23 protein-coding genes are annotated in these 26,334 nt (G+C 53.3%); 10 read left to right on the top strand and 13 right to left on the bottom strand.

Annotated features, from left to right (window positions below; translation table 11 throughout):
* Positions 1–44 precede the first annotated feature (44 nt).
* On the top strand, positions 45–2,750 hold the full coding sequence (gene secA / locus ACJY2L_RS10370; protein WP_439213603.1) for a preprotein translocase subunit SecA: 2,706 nt from the start codon (positions 45–47) through the stop codon (positions 2,748–2,750).
* A 500-nt stretch (positions 2,751–3,250) separates the two neighbouring features.
* Here the strand turns inward: secA and ACJY2L_RS10365 are convergent, their stop codons facing one another.
* On the bottom strand, positions 3,251–3,661 hold the full coding sequence (locus ACJY2L_RS10365; RefSeq protein ID WP_157883842.1) for a winged helix-turn-helix domain-containing protein: 411 nt from the start codon (positions 3,659–3,661) through the stop codon (positions 3,251–3,253).
* Between the two features lie 196 nt (positions 3,662–3,857).
* Between ACJY2L_RS10365 and mutT the strand changes: the two genes are divergently transcribed.
* Positions 3,858–4,265: an 8-oxo-dGTP diphosphatase MutT gene (gene mutT / locus ACJY2L_RS10360; protein ID WP_439213601.1), complete on the top strand. Its 408-nt coding sequence runs from the start codon at positions 3,858–3,860 to the stop codon at positions 4,263–4,265.
* Here mutT and yacG read toward each other — a convergent pair.
* The 3 genes from yacG to coaE are packed head-to-tail and all read right to left on the bottom strand — an operon-like array spanning position 4,262 to position 5,839.
* Positions 4,262–4,471: a DNA gyrase inhibitor YacG gene (gene yacG / locus ACJY2L_RS10355; protein ID WP_067427977.1), complete on the bottom strand. Its 210-nt coding sequence runs from the start codon at positions 4,469–4,471 to the stop codon at positions 4,262–4,264. The genes mutT and yacG overlap by 4 nt on opposite strands.
* An 11-nt stretch (positions 4,472–4,482) precedes the next feature.
* A complete protein-coding gene (gene zapD / locus ACJY2L_RS10350; RefSeq protein WP_264272538.1) occupies positions 4,483–5,226 on the bottom strand; it encodes a cell division protein ZapD in 744 nt (247 codons plus the stop codon).
* Positions 5,204–5,839 carry a dephospho-CoA kinase gene (coaE, locus tag ACJY2L_RS10345; RefSeq protein WP_439213599.1) on the bottom strand — a complete coding sequence of 212 codons (636 nt, stop codon included), beginning with the start codon at positions 5,837–5,839 and terminating at the stop codon, positions 5,204–5,206. Before coaE ends, zapD begins: the two co-directional genes overlap by 23 nt.
* Positions 5,840–6,030: 191 nt before the next feature.
* Here coaE and ACJY2L_RS10340 point away from each other — a divergent pair, with 191 nt between their 5' ends.
* On the top strand, positions 6,031–7,071 hold the full coding sequence (locus tag ACJY2L_RS10340; protein WP_439213597.1) for a GMP reductase: 1,041 nt from the start codon (positions 6,031–6,033) through the stop codon (positions 7,069–7,071).
* Positions 7,072–7,127: 56 nt separating this feature from the next.
* On the opposite strand, the gene hofC is transcribed toward ACJY2L_RS10340, so the two are convergent.
* The 4 genes from hofC to nadC all read right to left on the bottom strand — a co-directional run bounded on the left by hofC (position 7,128) and on the right by nadC (position 11,248).
* The gene (gene hofC, locus ACJY2L_RS10335; protein WP_439213596.1) at positions 7,128–8,324 is read right to left on the bottom strand and encodes a protein transport protein HofC; all 1,197 of its coding nucleotides are present in this window, start codon (positions 8,322–8,324) and stop codon (positions 7,128–7,130) included.
* Complete coding sequence (gene gspE, locus ACJY2L_RS10330) at positions 8,317–9,711, bottom strand: type II secretion system protein GspE (protein ID WP_439213595.1); 1,395 nt, start codon at positions 9,709–9,711, stop codon at positions 8,317–8,319. The genes hofC and gspE overlap by 8 nt, the downstream gene beginning before the upstream one ends.
* A 2-nt stretch (positions 9,712–9,713) precedes the next feature.
* On the bottom strand, positions 9,714–10,154 hold the full coding sequence (gene ppdD / locus ACJY2L_RS10325) for a prepilin peptidase-dependent pilin (RefSeq protein WP_439213593.1): 441 nt from the start codon (positions 10,152–10,154) through the stop codon (positions 9,714–9,716).
* Positions 10,155–10,357: 203 nt separating this feature from the next.
* Positions 10,358–11,248: a carboxylating nicotinate-nucleotide diphosphorylase gene (gene nadC, locus ACJY2L_RS10320; RefSeq protein WP_439213592.1), complete on the bottom strand. Its 891-nt coding sequence runs from the start codon at positions 11,246–11,248 to the stop codon at positions 10,358–10,360.
* Between the two features lie 199 nt (positions 11,249–11,447).
* Between nadC and ampD the strand changes: the two genes are divergently transcribed.
* Positions 11,448–12,029: a 1,6-anhydro-N-acetylmuramyl-L-alanine amidase AmpD gene (gene ampD, locus ACJY2L_RS10315; protein ID WP_439213591.1), complete on the top strand. Its 582-nt coding sequence runs from the start codon at positions 11,448–11,450 to the stop codon at positions 12,027–12,029.
* Positions 12,016–12,870 carry a beta-lactamase regulator AmpE gene (gene ampE / locus ACJY2L_RS10310; RefSeq protein ID WP_439213590.1) on the top strand — a complete coding sequence of 285 codons (855 nt, stop codon included), beginning with the start codon at positions 12,016–12,018 and terminating at the stop codon, positions 12,868–12,870. The genes ampD and ampE overlap by 14 nt, the downstream gene beginning before the upstream one ends.
* On the opposite strand, the gene ACJY2L_RS10305 is transcribed toward ampE, so the two are convergent.
* From ACJY2L_RS10305 to aroP, 3 genes are all read right to left on the bottom strand, one after another.
* A complete protein-coding gene (locus ACJY2L_RS10305) occupies positions 12,867–13,820 on the bottom strand; it encodes a glycoside hydrolase family 43 protein (RefSeq protein WP_439213589.1) in 954 nt (317 codons plus the stop codon). The two genes, ampE and ACJY2L_RS10305, sit on opposite strands and share 4 nt — an antisense overlap.
* Complete coding sequence (locus ACJY2L_RS10300; protein WP_439213588.1) at positions 13,817–15,229, bottom strand: glycoside-pentoside-hexuronide (GPH):cation symporter; 1,413 nt, start codon at positions 15,227–15,229, stop codon at positions 13,817–13,819. The genes ACJY2L_RS10305 and ACJY2L_RS10300 overlap by 4 nt, the downstream gene beginning before the upstream one ends.
* Positions 15,230–15,381: 152 nt before the next feature.
* Entirely contained in the window at positions 15,382–16,737 is a 1,356-nt protein-coding gene (aroP, locus tag ACJY2L_RS10295) for an aromatic amino acid transporter AroP (protein ID WP_439213587.1), read from the bottom strand.
* Between the two features lie 518 nt (positions 16,738–17,255).
* Here aroP and pdhR point away from each other — a divergent pair.
* From pdhR to lpdA, 4 genes are all read left to right on the top strand, one after another.
* Positions 17,256–18,020, top strand: a complete 765-nt coding sequence (gene pdhR, locus ACJY2L_RS10290; protein WP_067427998.1) for a pyruvate dehydrogenase complex transcriptional repressor PdhR — start codon at positions 17,256–17,258, stop codon at positions 18,018–18,020.
* Positions 18,021–18,122: 102 nt separating this feature from the next.
* Positions 18,123–20,792, top strand: coding sequence for a pyruvate dehydrogenase (acetyl-transferring), homodimeric type (gene aceE / locus ACJY2L_RS10285; RefSeq protein WP_067427999.1), 2,670 nt, complete (start codon positions 18,123–18,125; stop codon positions 20,790–20,792).
* Positions 20,793–20,806: 14 nt separating this feature from the next.
* Positions 20,807–22,714 carry a pyruvate dehydrogenase complex dihydrolipoyllysine-residue acetyltransferase gene (gene aceF, locus ACJY2L_RS10280; RefSeq protein WP_439213585.1) on the top strand — a complete coding sequence of 636 codons (1,908 nt, stop codon included), beginning with the start codon at positions 20,807–20,809 and terminating at the stop codon, positions 22,712–22,714.
* A 298-nt stretch (positions 22,715–23,012) separates the two neighbouring features.
* Positions 23,013–24,437, top strand: a complete 1,425-nt coding sequence (gene lpdA / locus ACJY2L_RS10275; protein ID WP_067435126.1) for a dihydrolipoyl dehydrogenase — start codon at positions 23,013–23,015, stop codon at positions 24,435–24,437.
* A gap of 45 nt (positions 24,438–24,482) precedes the next feature.
* On the opposite strand, the gene ACJY2L_RS10270 is transcribed toward lpdA, so the two are convergent.
* Positions 24,483–25,010 carry an RNA polymerase sigma factor gene (locus tag ACJY2L_RS10270; protein ID WP_071852480.1) on the bottom strand — a complete coding sequence of 176 codons (528 nt, stop codon included), beginning with the start codon at positions 25,008–25,010 and terminating at the stop codon, positions 24,483–24,485.
* Positions 25,011–25,077: 67 nt separating this feature from the next.
* Here ACJY2L_RS10270 and ACJY2L_RS10265 point away from each other — a divergent pair, with 67 nt between their 5' ends.
* Complete coding sequence (locus ACJY2L_RS10265; RefSeq protein ID WP_439213584.1) at positions 25,078–25,236, top strand: hypothetical protein; 159 nt, start codon at positions 25,078–25,080, stop codon at positions 25,234–25,236.
* A gap of 32 nt (positions 25,237–25,268) precedes the next feature.
* Here the strand turns inward: ACJY2L_RS10265 and ACJY2L_RS10260 are convergent, their stop codons facing one another.
* Complete coding sequence (locus tag ACJY2L_RS10260) at positions 25,269–26,261, bottom strand: sigma 54-interacting transcriptional regulator (protein ID WP_439213583.1); 993 nt, start codon at positions 26,259–26,261, stop codon at positions 25,269–25,271.
* Positions 26,262–26,334 lie beyond the last annotated feature (73 nt).

The raw sequence follows: 26,334 nt of genomic DNA, 5'->3' as shown, positions 1-26,334 counted from the left end.
GTATAAAACCGCAGCAATGTGGTCGGAAAGAGACTTAATTTACTATGTTAATCAAATTACTCACCAAAGTTTTTGGCAGTAGCAACGATCGTACGCTTCGCCGTATGCGTAAAGTGGTCGAAACCATCAACAAGATGGAACCCGAGTTTGTAAAACTGTCTGATGAACAGCTCAAAGCCAAGACCGACGAGTTTCGTGCGCGCCTGGCAAAAGGCACCACCCTGGAAGAGTTAATTCCTGAAGCCTTTGCCACCGTTCGCGAAGCCAGTAAGCGTGTATTTAACATGCGTCACTTTGACGTCCAGCTGCTCGGCGGTATGGTGCTGAATAACCGTTGCATCGCGGAAATGCGCACCGGTGAAGGTAAAACCCTGACCGCCACACTGCCCGCTTATCTGAACGCACTCACCGGCAAAGGCGTACACGTTATTACCGTGAACGACTATCTTGCCCAGCGCGATGCAGAAAATAACCGTCCGCTGTTTGAATTCCTCGGTCTGAGCATTGGTATCAACCTGCCAAATATGCCTGCGCCGGCCAAGCGTGAAGCATATGCGGCCGATATTACCTACGGCACCAACAACGAATATGGCTTTGACTATCTGCGTGACAATATGGCATTCAGTCCTGAAGAGCGCGTACAGCGTAAGCTGAACTATGCGCTGGTGGATGAAGTTGACTCCATTTTGATCGATGAAGCGCGCACGCCGTTAATCATCTCCGGTCCGGCTGAAGACAGCTCTGAACTCTATATCAAAGTAAACAAAATCATTCCGCATCTGATTCGTCAGGAAAAAGAAGATTCCGACACCTTCCAGGGTGAAGGCCACTTCTCCGTCGATGAGAAAGCGCGCCAGGTGCACCTGACCGAGCGTGGACTGGTCGCCATTGAAGAGCTGCTGGTGAGCGAAGGGATCATGGAAGAGGGTGAATCGCTCTACTCGCCGACCAACATTATGCTGATGCATCATGTCACCGCCGCATTGCGCTCACATGTGCTGTTTACTCGCGATGTGGACTACATCGTGAAAGATGGTGAAGTGATCATCGTTGATGAGCACACCGGCCGTACCATGCAGGGACGTCGTTGGTCAGATGGCCTGCATCAGGCTATCGAAGCAAAAGAAGGCGTTGAAATCCAAAACGAAAACCAGACGCTGGCTTCCATCACCTTTCAGAACTACTTCCGCTTGTACGACAAACTGGCAGGCATGACCGGTACCGCCGATACCGAAGCATTTGAATTCAGCTCTATCTACAAGCTGGATACCATTGTGGTGCCAACCAACCGGCCGATGGTGCGTAAAGATCTGCCTGATCTGGTCTACATGACCGAAAAAGAGAAAATCGACGCGATCATTGAAGATATCCGCGAGCGTACCGCGAACGGCCAGCCCGTGCTGGTGGGTACCATCTCGATTGAAAAATCAGAGGTGGTTTCTAATGAGCTGACGCGTGCAGGTATCAAACACAACGTTCTTAACGCCAAATTCCACGCCCGTGAAGCGGACATCGTTGCACAGGCAGGCCAGCCGGGCGCGGTGACCATCGCTACCAACATGGCAGGTCGTGGTACCGATATCGTGCTGGGCGGCAGCTGGCAGTCAGAAATCGCCGAGCTGGCCGATCCGACGCCAGAGCAAATCGCAAAAATTAAAGCTGACTGGCAGGTTCGCCACGATGCCGTTCTGGCTTCAGGCGGCCTGCACATTATCGGCACCGAGCGCCACGAATCTCGTCGTATTGATAACCAGCTGCGCGGTCGTGCCGGTCGTCAGGGCGATCAGGGTTCATCACGCTTCTATCTGTCGATGGAAGATGCGCTGATGCGTATTTTTGCCTCCGATCGCGTTTCTAACATGATGCGTAAACTGGGTATGAAGCCAGGTGAAGCGATTGAACACCCATGGGTGACCAAAGCGATTGCCAATGCGCAGCGCAAAGTGGAAAGCCGTAACTTTGATATTCGTAAGCAGCTACTGGAATACGATGACGTTGCTAACGATCAGCGCCGTGCTATCTACAGTCAGCGTAATGAGCTGCTTGATGTTTCTGACGTCAGCGAAACCATCAACAGTATCCGCGAAGATGTGCTGAAAACCACCATCGATACCTACATTCCACCGCAGTCGCTGGAAGAAATGTGGGATGTTGCCGGCCTGGAAGAGCGTCTGAGAAACGATTTCGATCTCGATCTGCCGATTGCACAATGGTTGGATAAAGAGCCGGATCTGCATGAAGAGACGCTACGCGAACGTATCATGAGCGAAGCCATAAAAGCCTACGCCGCGAAAGAAGAGATTGTCGGCACCGAAATGATGCGTAATTTTGAAAAAGGCATCATGTTGCAGACACTGGATTCATTGTGGAAAGAGCACCTGGCCGCGATGGATTATCTGCGACAGGGCATCCATCTGCGTGGCTATGCACAGAAAGATCCTAAGCAGGAATATAAGCGCGAATCTTTCGCCATGTTTGGCGCCATGCTGGAATCACTGAAATATGAAGTGATCAGCACGTTGAGCAAGGTTCAGGTACGCATGCCGGAAGAAGTGGAGCAGATGGAGCAGCAGCGTCGCGAAGAAGCCGAGCGCCTGCAGCAGCAGCAGCAGTTAAGTCATGTTGATGATGAAACCGTTGAGGCCGCTGAACTGGCGACGCAAAGCGGCGAGCGCAAAGTAGGACGTAATGATCTTTGCCCATGCGGTTCCGGTAAGAAATATAAGCAGTGCCATGGCCGTCTGGCATAATCCTGATCCGGCATAAGCACCTGAGAAAAAGCCAGCGCAAGCTGGCTTTTTTATTGACGTTTTAAAACCTGTTTTTTGCTTTATCGTTTTATCGCAATAATAACCTGGTGGCCGCTCGTTGATTTTACTTACAGGACACGGGCTTGTTAACAGCACTGGCTTTAACGCCGTTATCTGCTCATTTTTCCGTAATGGTTTATTTATGTTAATGCGATTAACGGCGTCATCAATGAGGTTGAATGAAGTTCTGAGCAGGAGAATACCTCGTCTCTGCCGCATTTTTTATATTTAACCGGTGCATTATTTATCGATATCAGGCTATCTGTCGCCTTTTGTTTAGCGCGCAAGGCATTGCCATATGGTCATGGTTTATCGGTCAAACAAGATGTGTGCTCACGCAGCTCAATGCTTTCAGGCTGATGCCATGCCAGCAAGTAACAGCATGAAATTCGGCTGGAAAGTTAGTTACTTCAAGGGCTTGGCTTGTCAGGTTGGCAAGATTATCTCGCGAGATCATGCCTGGCGATCTCTTCCATGAGCTTAGTATTAAAACGAATGCCATAGCAGGGAACGGTAATTAATAGCTTTTCTGATAATCCATACCGCTTTAGTAACGCGCGGCTTTGAAATATGAGCTGATGATAATTATTGTCGCCTATCCTCAGATGATTTTCATGCCACACGGTGGCGATGATACTTTTTTTACGGTTGATATTGAAAAACATGCAATAAAAAAGCCGCTTCTGTGCCTCATTCAAGGGGATAACCTGGTTGGCGGGATGATAGGTCAGCGTATTCATAACGCCATCAACCGAAAGAATATCTTTAAACGTCGCGCACTGCATTCCGATAATGTCTGCGCTATTAGTGGTGCCATCCGAAGATGCTTTTATCGGTGCTAAGGTCATCATATTCAGTGTTCGGTATATATCATGTTCATCCAGATTCAACAGGCAGATTAACGTTTTGCAGCGGCACCAGCAGTAAGACCTGTCTTGTTCAGTGGTGAATTCCGAATTCAAACGAATTGAAAGATAGAGACGCATTAACAATGACTTACTCATGCTTTAAGATGGGCTTTATGACGTATCTCAGGAGTCTGTATCCATGAAGCACTTACAGGTCGCGGTCGGCGTTATTCGCAACGCCAGCCATGAAATTTTTCTTGCGCAGCGTTCATCAAGCTCGCATATGGCAAATATGTGGGAGTTTCCCGGCGGAAAAATCGAGGCGGGAGAGAGCGCGCAGCAGGCGCTGGTGCGTGAGCTGGCTGAAGAGACCGGTATTGAGGTGACGCAGGCAGAAGCCATCGGCTCTGCCGATCACACCTATGAAGATGTGCGGGTTACACTGCATTTTTTCCTGGTGGAACAGTGGCAGGGTGAACCCTGGGGCCGGGAAGGGCAGCCACAACGTTGGGTTAAGCAGGCTGAGTTGGTAGCGGAAGAGTTTCCGCCGGCCAATCATGCGCTTATCGCCCGTTTACGTCAGGAAGCCGCCCGGTTAGCGAACTAGTCGTCGTTACGCGGCTCCAGCTCGCTCCAGTCATCGCTATCGGAGAGATCGTTATTGCTGGCAATACGTTTCTCTTCGTTAGCCCATTCGCCTAAATCGATTAGCTGACAACGTTTGCTGCAAAAGGGACGCCACGGGCTTAGCTCATCCCAAATCACCTCTTTTTTGCAGGTTGGACAGTTAACGATGGTCACGTCTTTTTGCATCTTATTAATCCTTAACAGCAGGCGAGCCCAAAATCGAGCCGCGCCGGTACTTCACCATGCTCGCTATCAAGCGGCAGAAAACGAATAGCATAACGACTTTTATGACCCGATACCTGTGGATAGAGCGAATCCTCCAGCGTCAGCTGCAAACGCAATAAATCTGCGCCTTCGGCATTATCCTGGAAAAAACCGTTCAGGCTGGTGTGGGTGCGAAAGGTCGCCGATTGACGAATCAGGTCGAGAATAATGGTTAGCGTATCACTGAGCGGACTCAACGAAGCGAGCCAGGTGTCCACTTGACGATCGCGCTGAGCCTGATCGATATGCAACCAGATGTGCAGCGTTGGCAGATCAAAACTGCAGCAGCCGCCGGGTATGCTCAGCCGCTGACGCACCAGCGCAATCAGGCGGTCTTCCCGCAGCAGTTGTCCAATGCGCGGCGCCGCCAGCAGTTGACTTGACTGCGCCTTCAACCGGTCGCGCAGCTGTTCCACCACTGCCATATCGACGCCAGGCACATCAGCCCAGGCGAGCAGCTTCTGCTGTTGACGCTCCAGTTCTTTGGTCATTTCCGTACGCAACTCTCCCCGATCGAACACATCCAGCAGATCGCCCATGTTGCGGAAAAAGGTCAGCGCGGTGAGGTGATCGGCGATGTAGCGGCTGCCCTGAAGTTGCGCCAGCAGAAATTCGATGCGCAGCCAGGTGCGCATTTTCTCATTTAATGGGTGCTCAAAAAGAATGTTGGTTGTCATGCTTCTGATCCTGTTTTGCTGCTGCCAGCGCCAGATAGCGCTGATGCAGTTCAGCAACGCGCGGCAATACCGATTCCGGCGTGCCGTTATTATCAATAATGTCGTCCGCCACAGCGAGTCGTGCTTCTCGCGTCGCCTGAGCGGCAAGAATATTTTGCGCCTGTTCCAGACTGACGTTATCGCGCGCCAGCGTGCGCTGAAGTTGGATTTCACGATCAACATCGACCACCAGCACGCGGTCAGCTTGATGATAAAGATGATTCTCCACCAGCAGCGGCACCACCCACAAACGCCAGGGTGAGTGGCAAAGCGCCAGCTGACGCTGCGTTTCCTGCTGAATCAGCGGATGCAGCAGCTGATTTAACCAGGTTTTCTCATCGGGCGAACCAAAAATAATTTCACGCAGGCGGCTGCGGATAAGCTGCCCCTGTTCATTCACTATCTGAGCACCAAAACGTGCCTCAATAGCAGTCAGTGCGGGCGTGCCGGGCTCAACAACCTGGCGGGCGATAATATCAGCGTCGACCATATCGACACCAAGATTGACAAAGGCATTTGCGATGGTGCTTTTGCCGCTGCCGATGCCGCCGGTAAGCGCAACCGTATATGACATAACCTGTGTGCTCGCTGGTTGATGACTGCAAAAGGTGAGGACGACCACACTGCAGAAGTAGGGATAAATATTAACGGATTGTAGCGTAAATCACGCAAATCTCGCACTCTTGTCATGCCGTTTTTGGCGCGTATGATAACGTCACTGGAGCGGGCGTATTTGCCAGTTTTGCCACTAACCAGGAAATCTCCATGCGTATTGAAGAAGATATCAAGCTCGGCTTTAAAGATGTGCTAATCCGGCCTAAACGCTCAACGTTGAAAAGCCGATCGCAGGTTGAGCTTGCCCGCGAGTTTACCTTTAAACACTCCGCAATAACCTGGTCAGGCGTGCCTGTGATTGCCGCGAATATGGATACGGTGGGCACCTTTACCATGGCTGAAGCGTTAGCGGCTTTTGATATTCTCACCGCGGTACACAAACACTACAGCGTTGAGCAGTGGCAGGCTTTTGTGCAGCGCGTACCGGAAAGTGTGCTCAGCCACGTTATGGTTTCCACGGGGACTTCTGAAGCTGACTTCCTCAAGCTGAAACAGATCCTTGCACTTTCGCCACGCCTGAACTTTATCTGCATCGACGTTGCCAACGGCTATTCAGAGCACTTCGTTGCGTTTTTACAGCGTGCGCGTGAAGCCTGTCCGGGAAAAACCATCTGTGCGGGTAACGTAGTCACCGGCGAGATGGTGGAGGAGCTCATTCTTTCCGGCGCGGATATTGTCAAAGTCGGTATTGGCCCCGGCTCGGTCTGCACCACGCGTGTCAAAACCGGCGTCGGTTATCCGCAGCTTTCCGCGGTGATTGAATGTGCTGATGCCGCTCATGGGCTCGGCGGGCAGATCGTCAGTGATGGCGGATGCGCCGTGCCAGGCGATATCGCGAAAGCCTTTGGCGGCGGGGCCGATTTCGTCATGCTGGGCGGCATGCTGGCAGCGCACGATGAGTGTGAAGGCACGGTGGTGGAAGAGCAGGGTGAACAGTTTATGCTGTTTTACGGCATGAGCTCTGAGTCAGCAATGAAACGCCATGTTGGCGGTGTGGCGCAGTATCGTGCAGCTGAGGGTAAAACGGTGCGTCTGCCGTTGCGCGGACCGGTTGAAGAGACGGCGCGCGATATTCTCGGCGGCCTGCGTTCTGCCTGTACTTATGTCGGCGCAGAAAGGCTTAAAGAGCTGACCAAACGCACAACCTTTATTCGCGTCAATGAACAGGAAAACCGCGTTTTTAATCGCTGATATTGCCTGTTGCGGGCTGGTGAGCATCTTGCTTTCACCAGCCCGGATTAACGTGCTTAATGCAACGCATCGCCCAGTCCAAAAATGGGCAGATACATGGCGATAACCAACACGCCAACAATCACCCCGATCACCACCATCATCAATGGCTCTAATGTGGCCGCCAGCTTATCCGCCTGCTCATGGGTTGAGGTTTCATGCCATTCAGCAAGGCGAGTTAACAGGGTATCCAGCGCACCTGCCTCTTCGCCAGACTTAATCAGCTGATAGCAGAGTGGCGTGAACAGCGAGCCCTGAATCGCCTGATGCAACGGCATACCACCGGAAATATGCTGCTGAATGGCAACGATCTCTTCGCGCCAGATCGCCTGATCCAGCGTTTTTTCCACCGCCTGCAGACTTTGTAATAACGTTAGCCCGGCACTTTGCGTCAGGCTCAGGGTAGTGAAAATGCGGCTTAGCTGGCTGCCACGATACAGTGAAGATATCAACGGCAGCCACAGCAGCAGTCGCTGCTCCCGGCGTCTTACTGAAACAAACCGTTGCCGCTGGCGACGCCAGACAAGGAGTAAGGCGCTCATGGAAGCGGCCAGCGGTAAAAATGCTGACTGTAGCCATTCTGAGAAGCCCATTACCGCAGCGGTAAAAGCGGGAAGAGGCGAGTCAAAAGAGTCATAAATTGCGACAAACTCCGGTAATACAAACAGCAGCATGCCGCCGCTCACCGCACCAGCAACCAACAAAATAAACAGCGGATAGCGCAACGCTTTGATGACTTTTTTCTGCAGCTGTTGCTGCCGCTCCTGTTGACCCGCCAGCTGCTGACAACAGCTGTCGAGTTGACCGGTGACTTCGCCTACCTGCATCAGCGCAGGAAACAGTGGGCTGAAGATGGTTGGCCATTGTTGCAGCGCAGTGGAGAAGGGATCGCCACGTGAAACCTGCTCCTGTAATGCGGCAATCAGAGCACGCCAGCCCGCATGCGGATGCCCTTCACCAATCAGACGCAAAGCATCGGCCAGCGTCATGCCTGCCTGCAACAGCGTGGCAAGCTGGCGAATGAAGTTGATTTTCTGATCGCCTTTCCACTGGGCGGCGCGATAGCGTTTCTGCTGGCGACAACCAATCGGCAGCAGATCTTTTTCTATCAGCCGCATGACGGCCTGTTGCCGATCGGCAGCCAGCATGTCGCCCTGATGCAACGCGCCGTTATCGTCCATAGCCTGCCAGCGAAACAGTACGCAGTCAGCCATGCTCACTGCCTACAATGCGATTCACCTCATCCAGTGAGGTTTCGCCGCGGCTGACCGCCAGCAACCCCTCGCTGAACAGATTGCGCATGCCCTGCTGCTGCGCCAGTACCAGCAGCTGATCCGCTGAGGCTTCTGCAGCAATGGCGTTCTGCATCTTGCCGTTAATCGGCAGCAGTTCAAACAGCGCCAGCCGACCGTAATAACCGGAAAAGCAGTGATCGCAGCCGGGGGCGCGCCAGGTTTGTAGCGTGCCGGGCCAGACCGCCGGAGGAAAATGTGCCAGCGCCTCCGCTGGCTGACGGCAGTGCGCACACAGCCTGCGCACCAGGCGCTGCGCAATAATTAACTTTAGCGCTGAACCCAACAGATAACCGGGGATCCCCATCTGTCCAAGGCGCGTCAGCGTTTCGCTGGTGGAGTTGGTGTGCAGCGTGGAAAGTACCAGGTGACCAGTCTGCGCGGCTTTAACCGCAATCTCCGCCGTCTCCGCATCGCGTATTTCGCCGACCATAATGATATCGGGATCCTGACGCAGCAGGGATCGCAGCACCAGGTTGAAATCAAGTCCGGCGCGAGTATGAATCTGCGTCTGATTGATACCTGCCAGCGGGATTTCAACCGGATCTTCGACGCTACAAACATTTTTCTCGGGCTGGTTGAGTGCGCTAAGGCCGCTATAGAGCGTGAAGGTTTTGCCGCTGCCGGTTGGGCCGGTCACCAGAATTAATCCCTGAGGTTTTGCCAGCGCCTCGCGATAGAGACGAAGCAGCGGGGCGGGCATGCCCAGTTTCTCCAGGGCAACAGAATGCGCTTCGCTTTGCAGCAGTCGCACCACGCACTTCTCGCCATAACGGGTCGGCAGCGTTGACAGCCGAAAGGAGGCTCTCTTCTCTGTCAGCGTAATGCTGAACTGGCCGTCCTGCGGCAAACGTCGCTCAGCTATATCCAGACTGGCAAGGATTTTCAGACGGGCGATTAATCCTGCGGGTGCCACATCCGGCAACTGGGTCAGAATTTGCAGCACGCCATCAATGCGTAGACGAACGCGCAGGCCATGCTGCTGCGGCTCAATATGTACATCGGAAGCCCGGCGTTGGATAGCCTGAGTGAGTATCGCCTCAACGGCATCAATCGCCGATTCTGCTGGAGGCTGTTCACGCACGGCGTCAGGATTGGCACAGGGGGCATATTGCTCAAGCCGGGCAGACGGCCACTGTTCAATTTCAACGCGACACTGCGTGGCAAAGCGCAGCGCTTCGGTCATCTCTGCAATGAATGAGGCGTCCTGCGCAATGGCCACGCGCAACATCTGCTCATCATGATGCAGAATCACTGCGCGATATTGCTGGCAGAGCATATCCAACGGACGACGGGTAGACGTTTTCATGCTCATCCCTGGTTATCGTCGAAGCGGAACACATTGAGGCAGTTATCCTGCAAGCTGCTGTTGTCACTGGTGCAGGCGCGTTGCCAGCTCATCTGCCCCTCATTGCTGTTCCAGAGCGGGCTCATCACCACATTCAATCCACTGAGGCTTTCCTGCCCGGTTAGCGTAATGGCTCCGGCATTTACCGCCACGCTGGCGACATAACGTGAACCTTTTGCTGCCGGAATACCGTTCTCGCCAGCATTACAGTTAGCGGTTGCGCCACGCTCAATGGTGCAGAGCTCTACTGCCGTTTTATAGGGCACCATGGTTTGCAGCATGTCAGTCAGGGCGGCGCGCTGCAGGTAATTCTGATAGGCCGGCAGGCCAATGGCGCTGAGTATGGCGACAATGCCAATGACGATCATGAGTTCAATCAGGGTAAATCCGCGTTGCATTTCCATAGCTATCTCCTCCGTTGTGGTAGAGCGCTATGCTGCAATAGCGCCCGGCAGGCAGCCACAGGGGAAGATCCATGCTGGAAGCGCTGGCGCAAAGAAGATTCACGTTTTACATGGGATGAGAAAAGTTGCCGAGCCAGCGCACAAATTTTTCAGAGAGGGAGACAGAAAAGCCATCCTGCAGGATGGCCTGTACCGATAAAGCGTTACTGAAAGCGCATGGAGAGGTCCAGCGCCCGCACATGTTTGGTCAGAGCGCCAACCGAGACGAAATCTACGCCAGTGGCGGCGATAATCGGTAACGTCGCTTCCGTAACGTTGCCTGATACCTCCAGCAGCGCGCGCTGCTGATTCTGCACCACCGCCTGACGCATCATGTCGGGTGTGAAGTTATCCAGCATCACAATATCGGCCCCGGCATTCAGCGCCTGTGCCAACTCATCAAGCGATTCAACCTCGACTTCCACCGGCACATCGGGATGCAGCCATAACGCTTTTTCCACGGCCTGCGCAATTGAGCCCGTGGCGATAATGTGATTTTCCTTAATCAAAAACGCATCGGCCAGTCCCAGGCGATGATTGCTTCCGCCGCCGCACAGCACGGCATATTTCAGCGCGGTGCGTAGTCCAGGCAGCGTTTTGCGCGTATCCAGCAGGCGCGTTTGGGTTCCGGCCAGCAGCGCCACATAACGAGCCACTTCCGTTGCCACACCGGAAAGCGTTTGCACAAAGTTTAGCGCGGTGCGCTCGGCGGTGAGAATGATGCGCGCGGGTCCATGCAGGGTAAAAAGCACCTGATTGGCCAGCAGTCTGTCGCCATCGTCAACCTGCCATTGAATGTTGACCTGGTGACCCAGCTGAGCAAACACCTCTTCGACCCAGCGTTTACCACAGAAAACGCCTTCTTCGCGGGTAATTACCGTTGCCTGAGCCACTTTATCCGCAGGCAGAAGCAGGGCAGTCAAATCGTTATCAGCATCGATTGTGCCGCCAAGGTCTTCACGCAGGGCCAGCTCTACGGCAGGGGGGATATCGTTGCCAATGCGGCTCAGCAACGCAGTTTTACGGCTGTCATGATCATAGCGGCGGGCGGGCATATCCCTCTCCAGACGGAAAAATAAGCGGATACTGTAGTGTTTTTACCCGCCGTCTGCCAGCAGAAAACGCCATTTTGTTTAGTATCCTTAACAATGCGTGGTGTCATGTGAGAAGGTGCTGCTGTTGGGCTATTCCTGCCAATAATTTGCCAGGCAACCATGCTACTCTTTCAGCGTGACGTTGATTAAGGAGTAACGCATGCAGTTGCAGCAGGGCTGGATTGATGAAGCCAGAAAGGTGGAATCTCCCCATTTTAACGAGCGTCCCGCTAACGAAGCCCCTTCGTTACTGGTTGTCCACAACATCAGTTTACCGCCCGGAGAATTTGGTGGCCCGTGGATTGACGCGCTTTTTACCGGCACCCTCGATCCCGCTGCGCATCCCTACTTTGCTGAAATACATCAGCTTCGCGTCGCCGCACACTGCCTCATCCGTCGCGATGGCGAAATCGTGCAGTATGTGCCTTTTAACGCCCGGGCGTGGCACGCCGGTGCCTCCTGTTTTCAGGGGCGTGAAAACTGCAATGATTTCTCGATGGGCATTGAGCTGGAGGGCACTGACGATGTGCCTTATACCGAAGCGCAATATCAGGCGCTGGTGCGCGTCACGTTACTCCTGATGCAACACTATCCGCTGTCGCTGGAACGTATCACCGGCCACAGCGATATCGCCCCGACGCGTAAAACCGATCCGGGGCCTGCTTTTGACTGGCCATACTTCCGCCAGTTGCTGACACATTCACTTCATGACTCACGGAGCATTCGGCATGACGCTGTTTAGCCTGTTACTGGTTTTAGGTTGGGAACGCTTGTTCAAAGTCGGCGAGCACTGGCAGCTTGAGCATCGGCTGGAGCCACTGTTTCGCCATCGCCGCCGTTTTTCACTGCTGAACACGCTGCTGATGACCCTGCTCGCCATGGCGGTGGTCTGGATCTGCATTCTTGGGTTGAAAGGTATACTGTTTGGCATACCGCAGCTGCTGTTTTGGATGGCGATTGGCCTGCTCTGCATTGGCGCGGGCAAGGTACGTTTGCACTATCACGCTTACCTGAAGGCAGCGACGCAGGGCGATCATCACGCGCGCGATACCATGGCCGAAGAGTTAACGCTGATTCACGGCGTACCGTCTGAGTGTTCAGAAGGGGATTTTTTGCGTGAGCTACAGAATGCGCTGCTGTGGATTAACTATCGCTTCTATCTGGCTCCGCTGTTCTGGTTTGTTATCGGCGGTGCCTGGGGACCGGTACTGCTGATGGGCTATGCATTTTTGCGTGCCTGGCAAGGCTGGCTGGCTCGTCGACATTCTCCGCTGGAGCGTGCGCAGTCAGGTGTGGATGCCATTTTACACTGGCTGGACTGGATTCCGGTGCGCCTGGCGGGTGTCGCTTATGCGCTGTTAGGGCACGGCGAAAAAGCGCTACCCGCCTGGTTTGCTTCACTTGGCGATCGGCACCGTTCGCAATATCAGGTGCTGACCAGCCTGGCGCAGTTTTCACTGGCGCGCGATCCGCACCTTAGTGCGGTACAAACTCCGCGCGTGGCGGTCAGCCTGGCAAAAAAAGTCTCATTGGTGCTGGTGGTGGTGGTTGCCCTACTGACCATCTACGGTGCGCTGGTTTAAGGTGAATCCGCTGGCGGCACGCCGAAGTCTGGCATGCCGTCGGCGCGCCAGGCGAAGGGCTTAATGCGGGTGTGCCGGTTGGGATCCCACAGCGGATCGCCTTCGATTTCCGTATAGTTGCGCGCGTGGTAAACCAGCAGCGGTTGACCCTGTTCATCGGTAGTAAAACTGTTGTGCCCCGGGCCAAACTGTTGGTTCTCCCAACTGGTGGTGAATACCGGATCGGCGGATTTATGCCAGTTGTCCGGGTTCAACAGATCGGCATCTTCATCAATCCACAGCAGACCCAGCGCATAATTTTCATCGGTGGCGCTGGCGGAGTAGGTGACAAAAAGCCTGCCGCCGTGAACAATCACCGCTGGCCCCTCATTCACCAAAAATCCGCGACATTCCCACTCAAATTCAGGTTTGCTGAGCATCACCGGCGGTCCTTTCAGCGTCCATGGGTTTTCCAGTTCAGCCAGATAGAGGTTTGAATTGCCTGCGATGGCCGGATCCTTTTGCGCCCACAAATACCAGTTTTTACCCTGATGATGAAAGCTGGTGGCATCCAGCGAAAAGGAGTCTATCGGCGTGTGTACCCGACGCGGCGGCTGCCACTGGCTGGCTACCAGCGGATCGTCGTGGTCGTTAACCAGCGCATACATGCGATGTTGAAACAGGCCCTCTTTGATTTCGCGCTCAGGAGCAGCGGCAAAGTAGATAACCCACTGCTGGCCGATGCGGTGCAGTTCAGGCGCCCAAATTAACTCGCTCAGCGGCCCGCTGTGATCTTTCTCCCACAGCGTAACCGGTTCCGCTTCACGCAGGCCCATCAGGCTGTTGGCGGCGCGCAGCTCCAGCCGATCGTATTCCGGCACCGAAGCGATAAAATAGTAGTGGTCTTTATGGCGCATAATCTGTGGATCGGCGCGCTGAGGTATAAAGGGATTGGGTAGATGAAGACTCATTTTACCTCTCCAGGTTTAATGGTGGCAGCGTGACTGGGGCGAATCTCATGCAACTCGCGAAAATTCTCCCGACGCAGCGCCAGATCCTGTTGAATGGTATGCATCAGGCGATTATCCACTTTCAACAGGCGAACAACACCCGCAGTAATCAGATAGCCAACGGCGGGGATAATGGTAAACATCAATACAATACCGTGCAGCGTATCGCCAGACTGCTGTTTTGCACCGGCATCGTAACCGTACCAGGAGAGCAGGAAGCCCACCAGCGCGCCTGCGACCGCCAGTCCGACCTTAAGGAAAAACAGGTTGCCGGAGAAACTGATGCCGGTGCTGCGCTTGCCGGTTTTCCACTCGCCGTAATCGTCAACGTCGGCCATTAATGACCAGTGCAGCGGTGATGGGATCTGATGCAGGATATTCAGTACAAAATAGGCGGCGACCACCAGCGTGGTGGCATGAGGATTGAGCCAGTAGAATCCGCAGGAGAACATGGCGAGCAGAATATTGGTCCAGAAAAAGACCTTGAGTTTGCACCAGCGGTCGGTCAGCACCTTGGCCAGCGTACTGCCAATCATCATGCCAACCACGCCGAGGCTGATAAACAGCGTAGCGAAGTGGGTCGACTGACCCATTACCCAGGTTACGTAATACATAGTGGCTGCCATGCGAATGAAGCCGGGGCAGACGTTACAGAAAGTCAGTAGCAGCATGCGCACCCACTGGTCATTTTTCCAGACGTCGCGCAGATCGTTTTTCAAATCGTCGTTGTTCGGCACCGCCGGGCGAATACGTTCACGCACGGTGGCAAAACAGAACAGGAACATAAAGAAGCCGATCAGGGCCAGCACGCTCATCGCCATCTGATAACCGCGCGCCTTGTCGCCCTGACCGAACCAGTCGACCAGCGGCAACAGTGACAGAGATAAAATCAGCGTGGCCACGCCGACCATCACAAAACGGTAAGACTGACAGGAGACGCGCTCATGCGGATCGTTAGTAATCACGCCGCCCAGAGAACAGTAAGGAATACTGATGGCGGTGTAGGTCAGCGACATTAAAAAGTAGGTCACAAAGGCATAGATGACTTTGCTGTTGTAAGTCCATTCCGGCGTGGTAAACATCAGTACGCTGAACAGCACATAGGGCAGCGACATCCACAGCAGCCAGGGGCGAAAACGTCCCCAGCGACTCTGCGTACGATCGGCAATGGCGCCCATAATCGGGTCAGTGACCGCATCCAGCACGCGAACTGACAGCAGTAGGCCGCCGACCAGCGCCGGTGCCAGGCCAAAAATGTCGGTGTAAAAATAGGTGAGGAATAACATGATAGCGCCATTGATCATGTTGCAGCCGGCATCGCCCATGCCGTATCCGAGCTTCTCCCGGAATGTTAAAGCCGATCCTTTCATGGATAAATCCTCTTCCGCAAATGGTAAGCGGAGATTATCTATGTTAATCAGCGAGATGACCGGCAATAAACTGCCGCGATGATGGACAAAACGGTTATTAGAGGAAAAGTGTGAGGGGAGTAGCAAAGCGGGCCAGGGCGGCCCGCTTGTTATCAGGCTTTCTGCAGACGGTTTTTCAACGCATAACCGACAGCCAAAATCACCAGCCAGACCGGGATCAACCAGACTGAAATGCTCATGCCTGGCGTCATGGCCATGATTACCAGAATGCCCACCATAAAGGCCAGACAGATCCAGTTGCCGAGCGGATAGAGCAACGCTTTGAAGCGCGTCTGCACGCCCTGACGATCTTTGGCTTTGCGGAACTGCAGGTGCGCCAGGCTGATCATCGCCCAGTTGATCACCAGCGCAGAGACGACCAACGACATCAGCAGGCCAAAGGCTTCGCCTGGCATCATGTAGTTGATCAGCACGCAGATGGCGGTTGCCAGCGCAGATACTGCCAGTGCGACGTAAGGCACGCCACGGCGATCCACTTTCAACAGCGCTTTTGGTCCGTTGCCCTGCTGAGCCAGACCAAACAGCATGCGGCTGTTACAGTAAACACAGCTGTTATAGACCGACAGCGCAGCGGTCAGGATCACCACGTTCAGCGCGTTTGCCACCAGCGCATCGCCTAAATCGTGGAAAATCATCACGAACGGGCTGCCGCCTTCGACTACTTTAGTCCACGGATAGAGCGAAAGCAGCACGGTCAGCGAGCCGATATAAAAAATCAGGATGCGATAAATGACCTGATTAGTCGCTTTAGGAATGCTTCTCTCCGGATCATCCGCTTCAGCTGCGGTGATGCCGACCAGCTCAAGGCCACCGAAGGAGAACATGATCACCGCCATCGCCATGACCAGCCCGCTCACGCCGTTCGGGAAGAAACCGCCTTTGTCCCAGATGTTGCTTACCGCAGCTTCCGGCCCGGCATGACCACCAAACAGTAGCCAGCCGCCAAACAGAATCATGCCCACCACCGCCACAACTTTGATAATGGCAAACCAGAACTCCAGCTCGCCATAGACTTTAACGTTGGTCATATTGATGGCGTTGATCAGCACAAAGAAGATGGCCGCGGAAACCCAGGTCGGTACGTCCGGCCACCAGTACTGTATATAGATGCCCACCGCGGTCAGTTCCGCCATCGCCACTAACACATACAGCACCCAGTAGTTCCAGCCAGAGGCGAAACCGGCGAAATTACCCCAGTACTTATAGGCAAAATGGCTGAATGAACCGGCAACGGGCTCTTCAACCACCATTTCGGCCAGCTGGCGCATAATCAAAAAAGCGATAAAGCCGCCGATGGCGTAACCCAGTAAGACCGAAGGCCCGGCCATCTTAATCGTTTGGGCGATCCCGAGGAATAAACCGGTGCCCACGGCGCCACCCAACGCGATGAGCTGAATATGGCGATTTTTAAGTCCGCGCTTCAGCGTTTCGCCCTGCTGTTGATCCATACAAACCTCGTACTGATGTGATGTTTTCCCTGGCGACTGCCTGCCGGAGCCGTAAGGTGCTTTTTACAATAACGTATTGAATATTTTACGGTTGCAGGCGTGCTGTTTTCAGCCGGATGCTACCCTGGCGACAAGAATAGTGATAAGCGAAACGCTTTGCACCTGCTTTCGTTTTTCGTGCTAAGGATTCGCGACAAAACCGTTGCGGCTTCACATTTCTGTAACGCTTTTTTGCCATGAATTTAGCGTGGCGACGAATCCCGTTTACTTATGACGCGAAAAGCGCAGGGGTGCTAAATGCGTGTAAGTTTTGGTAAAAGTTGCCACGATTTTTTGAAGTATGCCGGAAAACGCGCTCCAATTGCTTGCTGGCAGAGTGATAATAAGGCCTGATGCTGCCCGCTGTTTCAGACGGCGGCGATATAGACACCAGGTAAATACTTTGTTACTTTACCGGCTCAATTTTTAAATTGGTATGACCAATTTACTTCTGGCGTTCGGCTAAACAAGAAGGGCAGATGGCTTATAGTAAAATTCGCCAACCCAAACTCTCTGACGCAATTGAGCAACAGCTTGAGTCTCTGATCATGGAAGGGACGTTGCGACCGGGAGAGAAGCTCCTGCCTGAACGCGAACTTGCCAAACAGTTTGACGTTTCCCGTCCCTCTTTACGAGAAGCCATACAGCGTCTGGAAGCCAAAGGATTGCTGCTGCGCCGACAGGGCGGTGGCACTTTCGTACAGAAGAGTCTGTGGCAAAGCCTCAGCGATCCGCTGGTGGGCTTACTGGCCGGTCATCCTGAATCTCAGTTCGATCTCTTAGAAACCCGCCACGCGCTGGAAGGCATCGCTGCCTACTACGCCGCGCTAAGAGGCACCGATGAAGATCTGGAGCGTATTCGCCACTGCCACCTGAAGATTCAACAGGCGCAGGAAAGTGGCGATCTCGACGCGGAGGCGGATGCGGTGATGCAGTATCAGATCGCCGTCACAGAAGCTGCGCATAATGTCGTACTCTTACATTTATTGCGCAGCATGGGTCCTATGCTGGAACAAAACGTTCGACAGAACTTCGAATTGCTTTACTCGCGCCGGGAAATGCTGGCGAAAGTGAGTGGTCATCGCGCCAGTATTTTTGAGGCGATTGTGGCTCGTGAGCCGGAAAAAGCGCGCGAAGCTTCACACCGCCACCTGGCGTTTATCGAGGAGATATTGCTGGACAGAAGCCGGGAGGAGACGCGCCGTGAGCGTTCTCTGCGCCGTCTCCAGCAACGTAAGGAATAACGTGCGGCAACGACCGTGCGACATTAACGACGGGCCTGGCCTTCTGGTGTTTACAGGCTCCTGATTATTCAACGTAATAGACACAGATAAGGAATTAACCCCATGTCAGAACGTTTACACAATGACGTGGACCCGATCGAAACCCGCGACTGGCTGCAGGCGATCGAATCGGTCATCCGTGAAGAAGGTGTTGAACGCGCACAGTTCCTGATTGATCAGGTGCTGAGTGAAGCTCGTAAAGGCGGCGTGAAGGTTGCGGCTGGTACTGGTACCGCGATCAGCAACTACGTTAACTCCATTGCTGTTGAAGATGAGCCGGACTACCCGGGTAACACCACTTTAGAACGTCGTATCCGTTCCGCTATCCGCTGGAACGCCATCATGACCGTTCTGCGTGCATCGAAGAAAGATCTGGAACTGGGCGGCCACATGTCATCCTTCCAGTCTTCCGCCACGATTTATGAAGTGTGCTTTAACCACTTCTTCCGTGCGCGTAGCGAAAAAGATGGCGGCGATCTGGTCTATTTCCAGGGCCACATTTCTCCGGGCATCTATGCGCGCGCCTTCCTGGAAGGCCGTCTGACCGAAGAGCAGATGAACAACTTCCGTCAGGAAGTGCACGGCAAAGGCCTCTCTTCTTATCCGCATCCAAAACTGATGCCGGATTTCTGGCAGTTCCCAACCGTGTCAATGGGCCTCGGTCCGTTGAGCGCGATTTATCAGGCTAAGTTCCTCAAATACCTTGAGCATCGCGGCCTGAAAGATACTTCTCAGCAAACCGTGTACGCCTTCCTCGGCGACGGCGAAATGGATGAGCCAGAATCAAAAGGCGCCATCACCATCGCTACACGTGAGAAGCTGGATAACCTGGTATTTATCATTAACTGTAACCTGCAGCGCCTTGATGGCCCGGTTACCGGCAATGGCAAAATCATCAACGAACTGGAAGGCATTTTTGCCGGTGCCGGTTGGGAAGTGATCAAGGTTATCTGGGGCGGTCGTTGGGATGAACTGCTGCGTAAAGATACCAGCGGCAAGCTGATTCAGCTGATGAATGAAACCGTTGACGGCGATTATCAGACCTTCAAATCCCGCGATGGCGCTTACGTGCGCGAAAAATTCTTTGGCAAATATCCTGAAACCGCCGCGCTGGTGAAGGATATGAGCGACGATGAGATTTGGGCGCTGAACCGTGGCGGCCACGATCCGAAGAAAATCTACGCGGCGCTGAAAAAAGCACAGGATACCAAAGGCAAACCGGTTCTGATTCTGGCGCATACCATCAAGGGTTACGGTATGGGCGACACTGCGGAAGGCAAAAACATTGCCCACCAGGTGAAGAAAATGAACATGGATGGCGTGCGTTATATCCGCGATCGTTTCAACGTGCCGGTAGAAGATGCCAACATCGAAAGCCTGCCGTATGTGACCTTCGAGAAAGGTTCTGAAGAGCACACTTATCTGCATGGTCAGCGTGAAAAGCTCAACGGCTATCTGCCAACACGTCAGGCGACCTTCAGCGAGAAGCTGGAAATGCCTGCGCTGGAAGAGTTCCGTGCGCTGCTCGAAGAGCAGAACAAAGAGATCTCCACCACCATCGCCTTCGTGCGTGCGCTTAACGTCATGCTGAAAAACAAGTCGATCAAAGATCGTCTGGTGCCAATTCTGGCTGACGAAGCGCGTACTTTCGGTATGGAAGGTCTGTTCCGTCAGATCGGTATTTACAGCCCGAACGGTCAGCAATATACGCCGCAGGATCGCGAGCAGGTTGCTTACTATAAAGAAGATGAGAAAGGCCAGATTCTGCAGGAAGGCATCAACGAACTGGGTGCAGGCGCATCCTGGCTGGCGGCGGCAACGTCTTACAGCACCAACAACCTGCCGATGATTCCTTTCTACATCTATTACTCGATGTTTGGCTTCCAGCGTATCGGCGATCTCTGCTGGGCTGCGGGCGACCAACAGGCGCGCGGCTTCCTGGTCGGCGGTACCTCAGGTCGTACTACCCTGAACGGCGAAGGTCTGCAACACGAAGATGGCCACAGCCATATTCAGTCGCTGACCATCCCGAACTGCATCTCTTACGACCCGGCTTACGCCTATGAAGTGGCCGTGATCATGCATGACGGTCTGGTGCGTATGTACGGTGACGCGCAGGAAAACATCTACTACTACATCACCACGCTGAACGAAAACTACCACATGCCTGCGATGCCGCAGGGTGCGGAAGAAGGTATCCGTAAAGGTATCTACAAGCTGGAAACCCTTGAAGGCAGCAAAGGCAAAGTCCAGCTGCTGGGCTCCGGTTCAATCCTGCGCCACGTGCGCGAAGCCGCTGAGATTCTGGCGAAGGATTACGGTATCGGCTCTGACGTTTACAGCGTGACCTCGTTCACCGAACTGGCGCGTGATGGCCAGGATTGTGAGCGCTGGAACATGCTGCATCCAACGGAAGAAGCGCGCGTGCCTTACATCGCTCAGGTGATGAACGATGCGCCAGCTGTGGCATCAACCGACTACATGAAGCTGTTCGCTGAGCAGGTGCGTAGCTACATTCCAGCAAGCGATTATCGCGTTCTGGGCACTGACGGCTATGGCCGTTCAGACAGCCGCGAAAATCTGCGTCATCACTTCGAAGTGGATGCCACTTATGTTGTGGTTGCCGCACTGGGTGAACTGGCTAAACGCGGTGAAATCGATAAGAAAGTGGTTGCGGAAGCGATCCAGAAATTCGAAATCGATGCAGATAAAGTTAACCCGCGTCTGGCATAAGAGGTAAGAAAGTAATGGCTATCGAAATCAACGTACCGGATATCGGTGCAGATGAAGTGGAAGTCACCGAAATTCTGGTGAAAGTTGGCGACAAAGTTGACGTTGAGCAGTCGCTGATCACCGTTGAAGGTGATAAAGCGTCGATGGAAGTGCCTTCGCCGCAGGCGGGTGTGGTTAAAGAGATCAAAGTAGCCGCTGGCGACAAAGTCGAAACCGGTAAGCTGATCATGATCTTTGAAGCAGAGGGTGCAGCTGAAGCTGCGCCTGCTGAAAAAGCACCGGCAGAAGACGCACCGAAATCAGAAGCGAAAGCGGCTCCAGCTGCTGCGGCAGAAAGCAAAGACGTCAACGTGCCGGACATCGGTTCTGATGAAGTTGAAGTGACCGAAATCCTGGTGAAAGTGGGCGACAGCGTTGAAGCTGAGCAGTCACTGATCACCGTGGAAGGTGACAAAGCGTCAATGGAAGTTCCGGCACCGTTCGCGGGCACGGTGAAAGAGATTAAAATCTCTACCGGCGATAAAGTCAGCACCGGTTCACTGATCATGGTATTCGAAGCGGCAGGCAGCGCGCCTGCCGACGCACCGAAACCTGAGCTGAAAGAAGAAGCGGCGGCTTCACCGGCTGCTGCCAGCGGCGCGAAAGATGTTGAAGTACCAGACATTGGCGGTGATGAAGTCGAAGTGACGGAAATCATGGTTAAAGTCGGCGACAAAGTGGCTGCTGAACAGTCACTGATTACCGTTGAGGGCGATAAAGCCTCAATGGAAGTGCCTGCGCCGTTTGCTGGCACCGTCAAAGAGATCAAAATCTCTACCGGCAATAAAGTCAGCACCGGCTCGCTGATCATGGTGTTCGAAGTGGAAGGCGCCGCGCCAGCCGCATCGGCTCCGGCAGCGAAGAAAGAAGACGCTGCACCGACCAAAACCGAGCAGAAAGCAGCGCCAGCACCTGCTGCGCCGAAAGCCGATGCTAAAAACGACTTTGCTGAAAATGATGCCTACGTGCATGCGACGCCGGTTATCCGCCGCATCGCCCGTGAATTTGGCGTAAACCTGGCAAAAGTCAAAGGCACCGGCCGCAAAGGCCGTATCCTGAAAGAAGACGTGCAGTCTTATGTCAAAGATGCGGTTAAACGCGCAGAAACCGCACCAGCCGCGGCAACCGGCGGTGGATTGCCGGGCATGCTGCCATGGCCGAAGGTGGACTTCAGCAAGTTTGGTGAAATCGAAGAAGTCGAGCTGGGGCGTATCCAGAAAATTTCTGGTGCTAACCTGAGCCGTAACTGGGTGGTGATCCCACACGTTACGCAGCACGACGAAGCGGACATTACCGAAGTTGAAGACTTCCGTAAGCAGCAGAACGTTGAAGCCGAGAAGCGCAAGCTGGATGTGAAAATCACGCCGCTGGTGTTCATTATGAAGGCGGTGGCTAAAGCGCTGGAAGAGTTCCCACGCTTTAACAGTTCACTGTCTGAAGATGCGCAGAAGCTGACGCTGAAGAAATATATCAATATCGGCGTTGCAGTTGATACGCCAAATGGTCTGGTTGTGCCGGTGTTCAAGGATGTGAACAAGAAAGGCATCATCGAGCTTTCACGCGAACTGTCAGTGATCTCCAAAAAAGCGCGTGACGGCAAGCTGACCGCATCGGATATGCAGGGCGGCTGTTTCACCATCTCCAGCCTCGGCGGCATTGGCGGTACGGCGTTTACGCCAATCGTCAACGCACCTGAAGTGGCTATCCTGGGTGTCTCTAAGTCATCCATGAAGCCAGTGTGGAACGGTAAAGAGTTTGTACCGCGTCTGATGCTGCCACTGTCACTGTCGTTTGACCATCGCGTCATCGACGGTGCGGCGGGTGCCCGCTTCGCGGCATACATCGCCACCATCATGGCGGATATCCGTCGTCTGGTGATGTAACAGTAAAAAGGCCGGCAATTTGCCGGCCTTCTCATAGCCGACTGCAATATTCATAGTCGACAAGGTTGTTGAACGCGTTTCGTATCAAGCGGTTTGCAGTTCATTAACAATTCTGTAAACTCTTGCGGTGAAAACGTGCCGGACAAATTTTAATATTCTCATGTGCGCTGGCGTAGCCGCCGGACAGTATCACTTCAGGCAGCGACAGATTATCTGCTCGCCAAACGAAGGGGATGCACCGCTGACCATGCTGGCAGGCGCAGTTGAGGATAGCCGGAAAGTTAACTAAGAGGTCATGATGAGTACAGAGATTAAAACTCAGGTCGTGGTACTTGGGGCTGGTCCTGCAGGTTACTCTGCAGCCTTCCGTTGCGCTGATTTAGGTCTGGAGACCGTATTAGTCGAACGTTACAGCACGCTGGGCGGCGTCTGTCTCAACGTAGGCTGTATCCCTTCGAAAGCGCTGCTTCACGTAGCAAAAGTTATCGAAGAAGCGAAAGCACTCGAAGCACACGGCGTGGTGTTTGGTCAGCCGCAGACTGATATCGACAAAATCCGCAGCTGGAAAGAGAAAGTCATCAACCAGCTGACCGGTGGCCTGGCTGGCATGGCGAAAGGCCGTAAAGTCAAAGTGGTTAACGGTCTGGGCAAATTCACCGGTGCCAATACGCTGGTAGTAGAAGGAGAAAACGGCGCAACCACGATTAACTTCGATAACGCGATCATCGCTGCCGGTTCTCGTCCGATTCAGCTGCCGTTTATTCCTCATGATGACCCGCGCGTATGGGATTCCACCGCCGCGCTGGAACTCAAGGAAGTGCCTAAGCGTATGCTGGTCATGGGCGGTGGTATCATCGGCCTGGAAATGGCGACCGTTTACTATGCGCTGGGTTCAGAGATTGATGTGGTTGAGATGTTCGACCAGGTGATCCCGGCCGCAGATAAAGATGTGGTTAAGGTGTTCACCAAACGCATCGAAAAACAGTTTAACCTGATGCTGGAAACCAAAGTTACCGCTGTCGAAGCCAAAGAAGATGGTATTTACGTATCGATGGAAGGTAAAAAGGCACCGGCGGAAGCGCAGCGTTATGATGCCGTGCTGGTTGCTATCGGTCGTGTGCCAAATGGCAAAGGTCTGGATGCAGGCAAAGCGGGCGTTGAGGTTGACGATCGCGGCTTTATTCGCGTCGACAAACAGATGCGCACCAACGTGCCGCACATCTATGCTATCGGTGACATCGTTGGACAGCCAATGCTGGCCCACAAAGGTGTCCATGAAGGCCACGTCGCTGCTGAAGTGATTTCCGGTAAGAAACATTACTTCGATCCGAAAGTCATTCCATCGATCGCCTATACCGAGCCAGAAGTTGCCTGGGTGGGTCTGACCGAAAAAGAAGCCAAAGAGAAAGGCATCAGCTACGAAACCGCTACCTTCCCGTGGGCTGCATCGGGCCGTGCTATTGCATCAGACTGTGCTGATGGCATGACCAAGCTGATCTTTGACAAAGAGACCCATCGCGTTATCGGTGGTGCCGTTGTCGGTACTAACGGCGGTGAGCTACTGGGCGAAATTGGCCTGGCGATTGAAATGGGCTGTGACGCTGAAGATATCGCGTTGACCATTCATGCTCACCCAACGCTGCATGAGTCTGTTGGCCTGTCTGCTGAAATCTTTGAAGGCAGCATTACCGATCTGCCAAACGCTAAAGCGAAAAAGAAATAACGCTTCGCTCAGGCTGATCAAGCGGCTCCCATCGGGAGCCGTTTTTTATTTAATTGCCTGCCGCAGCGCCTCTCGCGTGCGTGACAAGCGGGAACGAACCGTCCCCACCGGAATGGACTGTGCCAGCGCAATATCCTGGTAGCAGCCCTCATCAATAATCATTTCCATCATGGCGCTGATGTTCGCCGGTTGCTTCTCCAGATAACGTATTGCGGTTTGCATCTGCTGATGGCAAAGGGTGTTAACAAAAGGATCGTCACCGCTGCTTAGGGTGAGCTCAATCGTCTCACTGAGTGGCTCAACGCGCAGATGACGATAGTGTTGCCGATAGTACGAACGAATAATGTTCAGGGCAATGCCAAAAAACCAGGTTTCCGGTCGTGACTGCCCGGCATAGCTTGGCCAGGAGCGCAGCGCCTCGAGGCAGGTGGTCTGGGCAATATCATCAATATCGTTCCGGTTGGAAATATATTTTTTAATGAAGCCGATAAGCCTTTTATAATGCAAAGGCAGAAACTGATTCCAGTCGATATCATTACGCGCGACGTTCAATGCTATTCCTTGAGTATTCATGGTATCTCCTTGAGTAAGTGCCTTTTCATTGCAAAAGCAATGCCACGTTGTACAGAAAGATAGCGCAATGATTTATATCGATTTTATTAAAACCGGTATGTCTGTTAATGAAATAAATGGCACGGGAGCTAAAGTTAATGTGCCATTTTTTTCACGAAAAAATAAGCGTGGGCGTTCCCATGAAAATGATTCCATATTATTTGCGGTGACGGAAAAGAAGCGGTAGGTTCAGACTCAAACGATAACCTGTATAAATATTCAATCTTTTAATGATATATCCAGCTTCTTTATTCGGTTATAAAAAGTACGGCGAGGAATACCCAGCTCATCAATAACGGGTTCAATCTTATAACGATGGCGTCTGAGAGATTCAGCAATCATGTTTTTCTCAATTACCTCTAGCCGACTTTTTAGCTGACATCGTGAGGCGGGCAAGGGCGAGACTTCAGGTAGCAACGGATCGATGCCCAACACATAACGCTCAGCTGCCGCTTTGAGCTCGCGAATATTGCCGGACCAGGGATGTGTTAACAGGCGTAAATCGAGCTCTGGCACACGCGGCGGAAAGCGCAGGTTGAGGCGCTCTGCTGCCTCGCGGCAAAATTGTTCAAACATCGGCAAAATATGGACCGGCAGATCCCGTAGCGCTGGCACCAGGATTTTCAGCGTTGAGAGCCGAAAAAAGAGATCGCGGCGAAAGCGGCCCTGTTCCACCAGGGTTTGCAGGTTGCACTGCGCAGAGGCGATGATGCGCAGATCAAGCATCACCGAGCGTGTGTTGCCCAAACGGTGAACCGAACGCGTCTCCAGCACGCGCAATAACTTTGCCTGAACGTTTAACGGCATGCTGTCGATTTCATCGAGAAACAGCACGCCGTGATTAGCCGCTTCAATATAACCAGCCCGCGCGGTACGAGCATCGGTGAAGGCACCGGAAACAACGCCAAACAGTTCGCTTTCGGCCAGCGTGTCAGGAATGGCTGCGCAGTTCACCGGAACAAAATCACCGGTTCGACCGGAAAGTTGATAAAGCTGGCACGCAATCCGATCTTTTCCCGTGCCGGTTTCTCCCTCAATTAAAACATCCATATTTAAGGGCGCAATGATTTCAATCGTCTTTTGCAGCGAGGCATGAATATCGCTTTTTTTTGCGACGGCTAATTCCCCTTGCTCAGGATTATTACAGCGATCTTTTTTATCACTTATTCCATCGTAGCTTTCAATAATGCTTCTCTCTTTTTTGCTTTTCATATTTTCTCCGGGACAGGGCAGCGCGACAGGGTTTATATTGCTAAAAATAACCCATCTCTATTTTCTTGCAATA

The organism is Duffyella sp. Ts4 (assembly GCF_051851875.1).
In the GTDB taxonomy this organism is placed as follows: Bacteria; Pseudomonadota; Gammaproteobacteria; order Enterobacterales; family Enterobacteriaceae; genus Duffyella; species Duffyella gerundensis.
The sequence above is the reverse complement of the archived record's forward strand: the minus strand, read 5'-3'. Positions and strand labels throughout refer to the sequence as shown.

Bases quoted from the DNA above. Each gene is read 5' to 3' on its own strand.
- secA (WP_439213603.1), top strand. From the start codon at position 45: ATGTTAATCAAATTACTCACCAAAGTTTTTGGCAGTAGCAACGATCGT.
- ACJY2L_RS10365 (WP_157883842.1), bottom strand. From the start codon at position 3,661: ATGATGACCTTAGCACCGATAAAAGCATCTTCGGATGGCACCACTAAT.
- mutT (WP_439213601.1), top strand. From the start codon at position 3,858: ATGAAGCACTTACAGGTCGCGGTCGGCGTTATTCGCAACGCCAGCCAT.
- yacG (WP_067427977.1), bottom strand. From the start codon at position 4,471: ATGCAAAAAGACGTGACCATCGTTAACTGTCCAACCTGCAAAAAAGAG.
- zapD (WP_264272538.1), bottom strand. From the start codon at position 5,226: ATGACAACCAACATTCTTTTTGAGCACCCATTAAATGAGAAAATGCGC.
- coaE (WP_439213599.1), bottom strand. From the start codon at position 5,839: ATGTCATATACGGTTGCGCTTACCGGCGGCATCGGCAGCGGCAAAAGC.
- ACJY2L_RS10340 (WP_439213597.1), top strand. From the start codon at position 6,031: ATGCGTATTGAAGAAGATATCAAGCTCGGCTTTAAAGATGTGCTAATC.
- hofC (WP_439213596.1), bottom strand. From the start codon at position 8,324: ATGGCTGACTGCGTACTGTTTCGCTGGCAGGCTATGGACGATAACGGC.
- gspE (WP_439213595.1), bottom strand. From the start codon at position 9,711: ATGAAAACGTCTACCCGTCGTCCGTTGGATATGCTCTGCCAGCAATAT.
- ppdD (WP_439213593.1), bottom strand. From the start codon at position 10,154: ATGGAAATGCAACGCGGATTTACCCTGATTGAACTCATGATCGTCATT.
- nadC (WP_439213592.1), bottom strand. From the start codon at position 11,248: ATGCCCGCCCGCCGCTATGATCATGACAGCCGTAAAACTGCGTTGCTG.
- ampD (WP_439213591.1), top strand. From the start codon at position 11,448: ATGCAGTTGCAGCAGGGCTGGATTGATGAAGCCAGAAAGGTGGAATCT.
- ampE (WP_439213590.1), top strand. From the start codon at position 12,016: ATGACGCTGTTTAGCCTGTTACTGGTTTTAGGTTGGGAACGCTTGTTC.
- ACJY2L_RS10305 (WP_439213589.1), bottom strand. From the start codon at position 13,820: ATGAGTCTTCATCTACCCAATCCCTTTATACCTCAGCGCGCCGATCCA.
- ACJY2L_RS10300 (WP_439213588.1), bottom strand. From the start codon at position 15,229: ATGAAAGGATCGGCTTTAACATTCCGGGAGAAGCTCGGATACGGCATG.
- aroP (WP_439213587.1), bottom strand. From the start codon at position 16,737: ATGGATCAACAGCAGGGCGAAACGCTGAAGCGCGGACTTAAAAATCGC.
- pdhR (WP_067427998.1), top strand. From the start codon at position 17,256: ATGGCTTATAGTAAAATTCGCCAACCCAAACTCTCTGACGCAATTGAG.
- aceE (WP_067427999.1), top strand. From the start codon at position 18,123: ATGTCAGAACGTTTACACAATGACGTGGACCCGATCGAAACCCGCGAC.
- aceF (WP_439213585.1), top strand. From the start codon at position 20,807: ATGGCTATCGAAATCAACGTACCGGATATCGGTGCAGATGAAGTGGAA.
- lpdA (WP_067435126.1), top strand. From the start codon at position 23,013: ATGAGTACAGAGATTAAAACTCAGGTCGTGGTACTTGGGGCTGGTCCT.
- ACJY2L_RS10270 (WP_071852480.1), bottom strand. From the start codon at position 25,010: ATGAATACTCAAGGAATAGCATTGAACGTCGCGCGTAATGATATCGAC.
- ACJY2L_RS10265 (WP_439213584.1), top strand. From the start codon at position 25,078: ATGATTTATATCGATTTTATTAAAACCGGTATGTCTGTTAATGAAATA.
- ACJY2L_RS10260 (WP_439213583.1), bottom strand. From the start codon at position 26,261: ATGAAAAGCAAAAAAGAGAGAAGCATTATTGAAAGCTACGATGGAATA.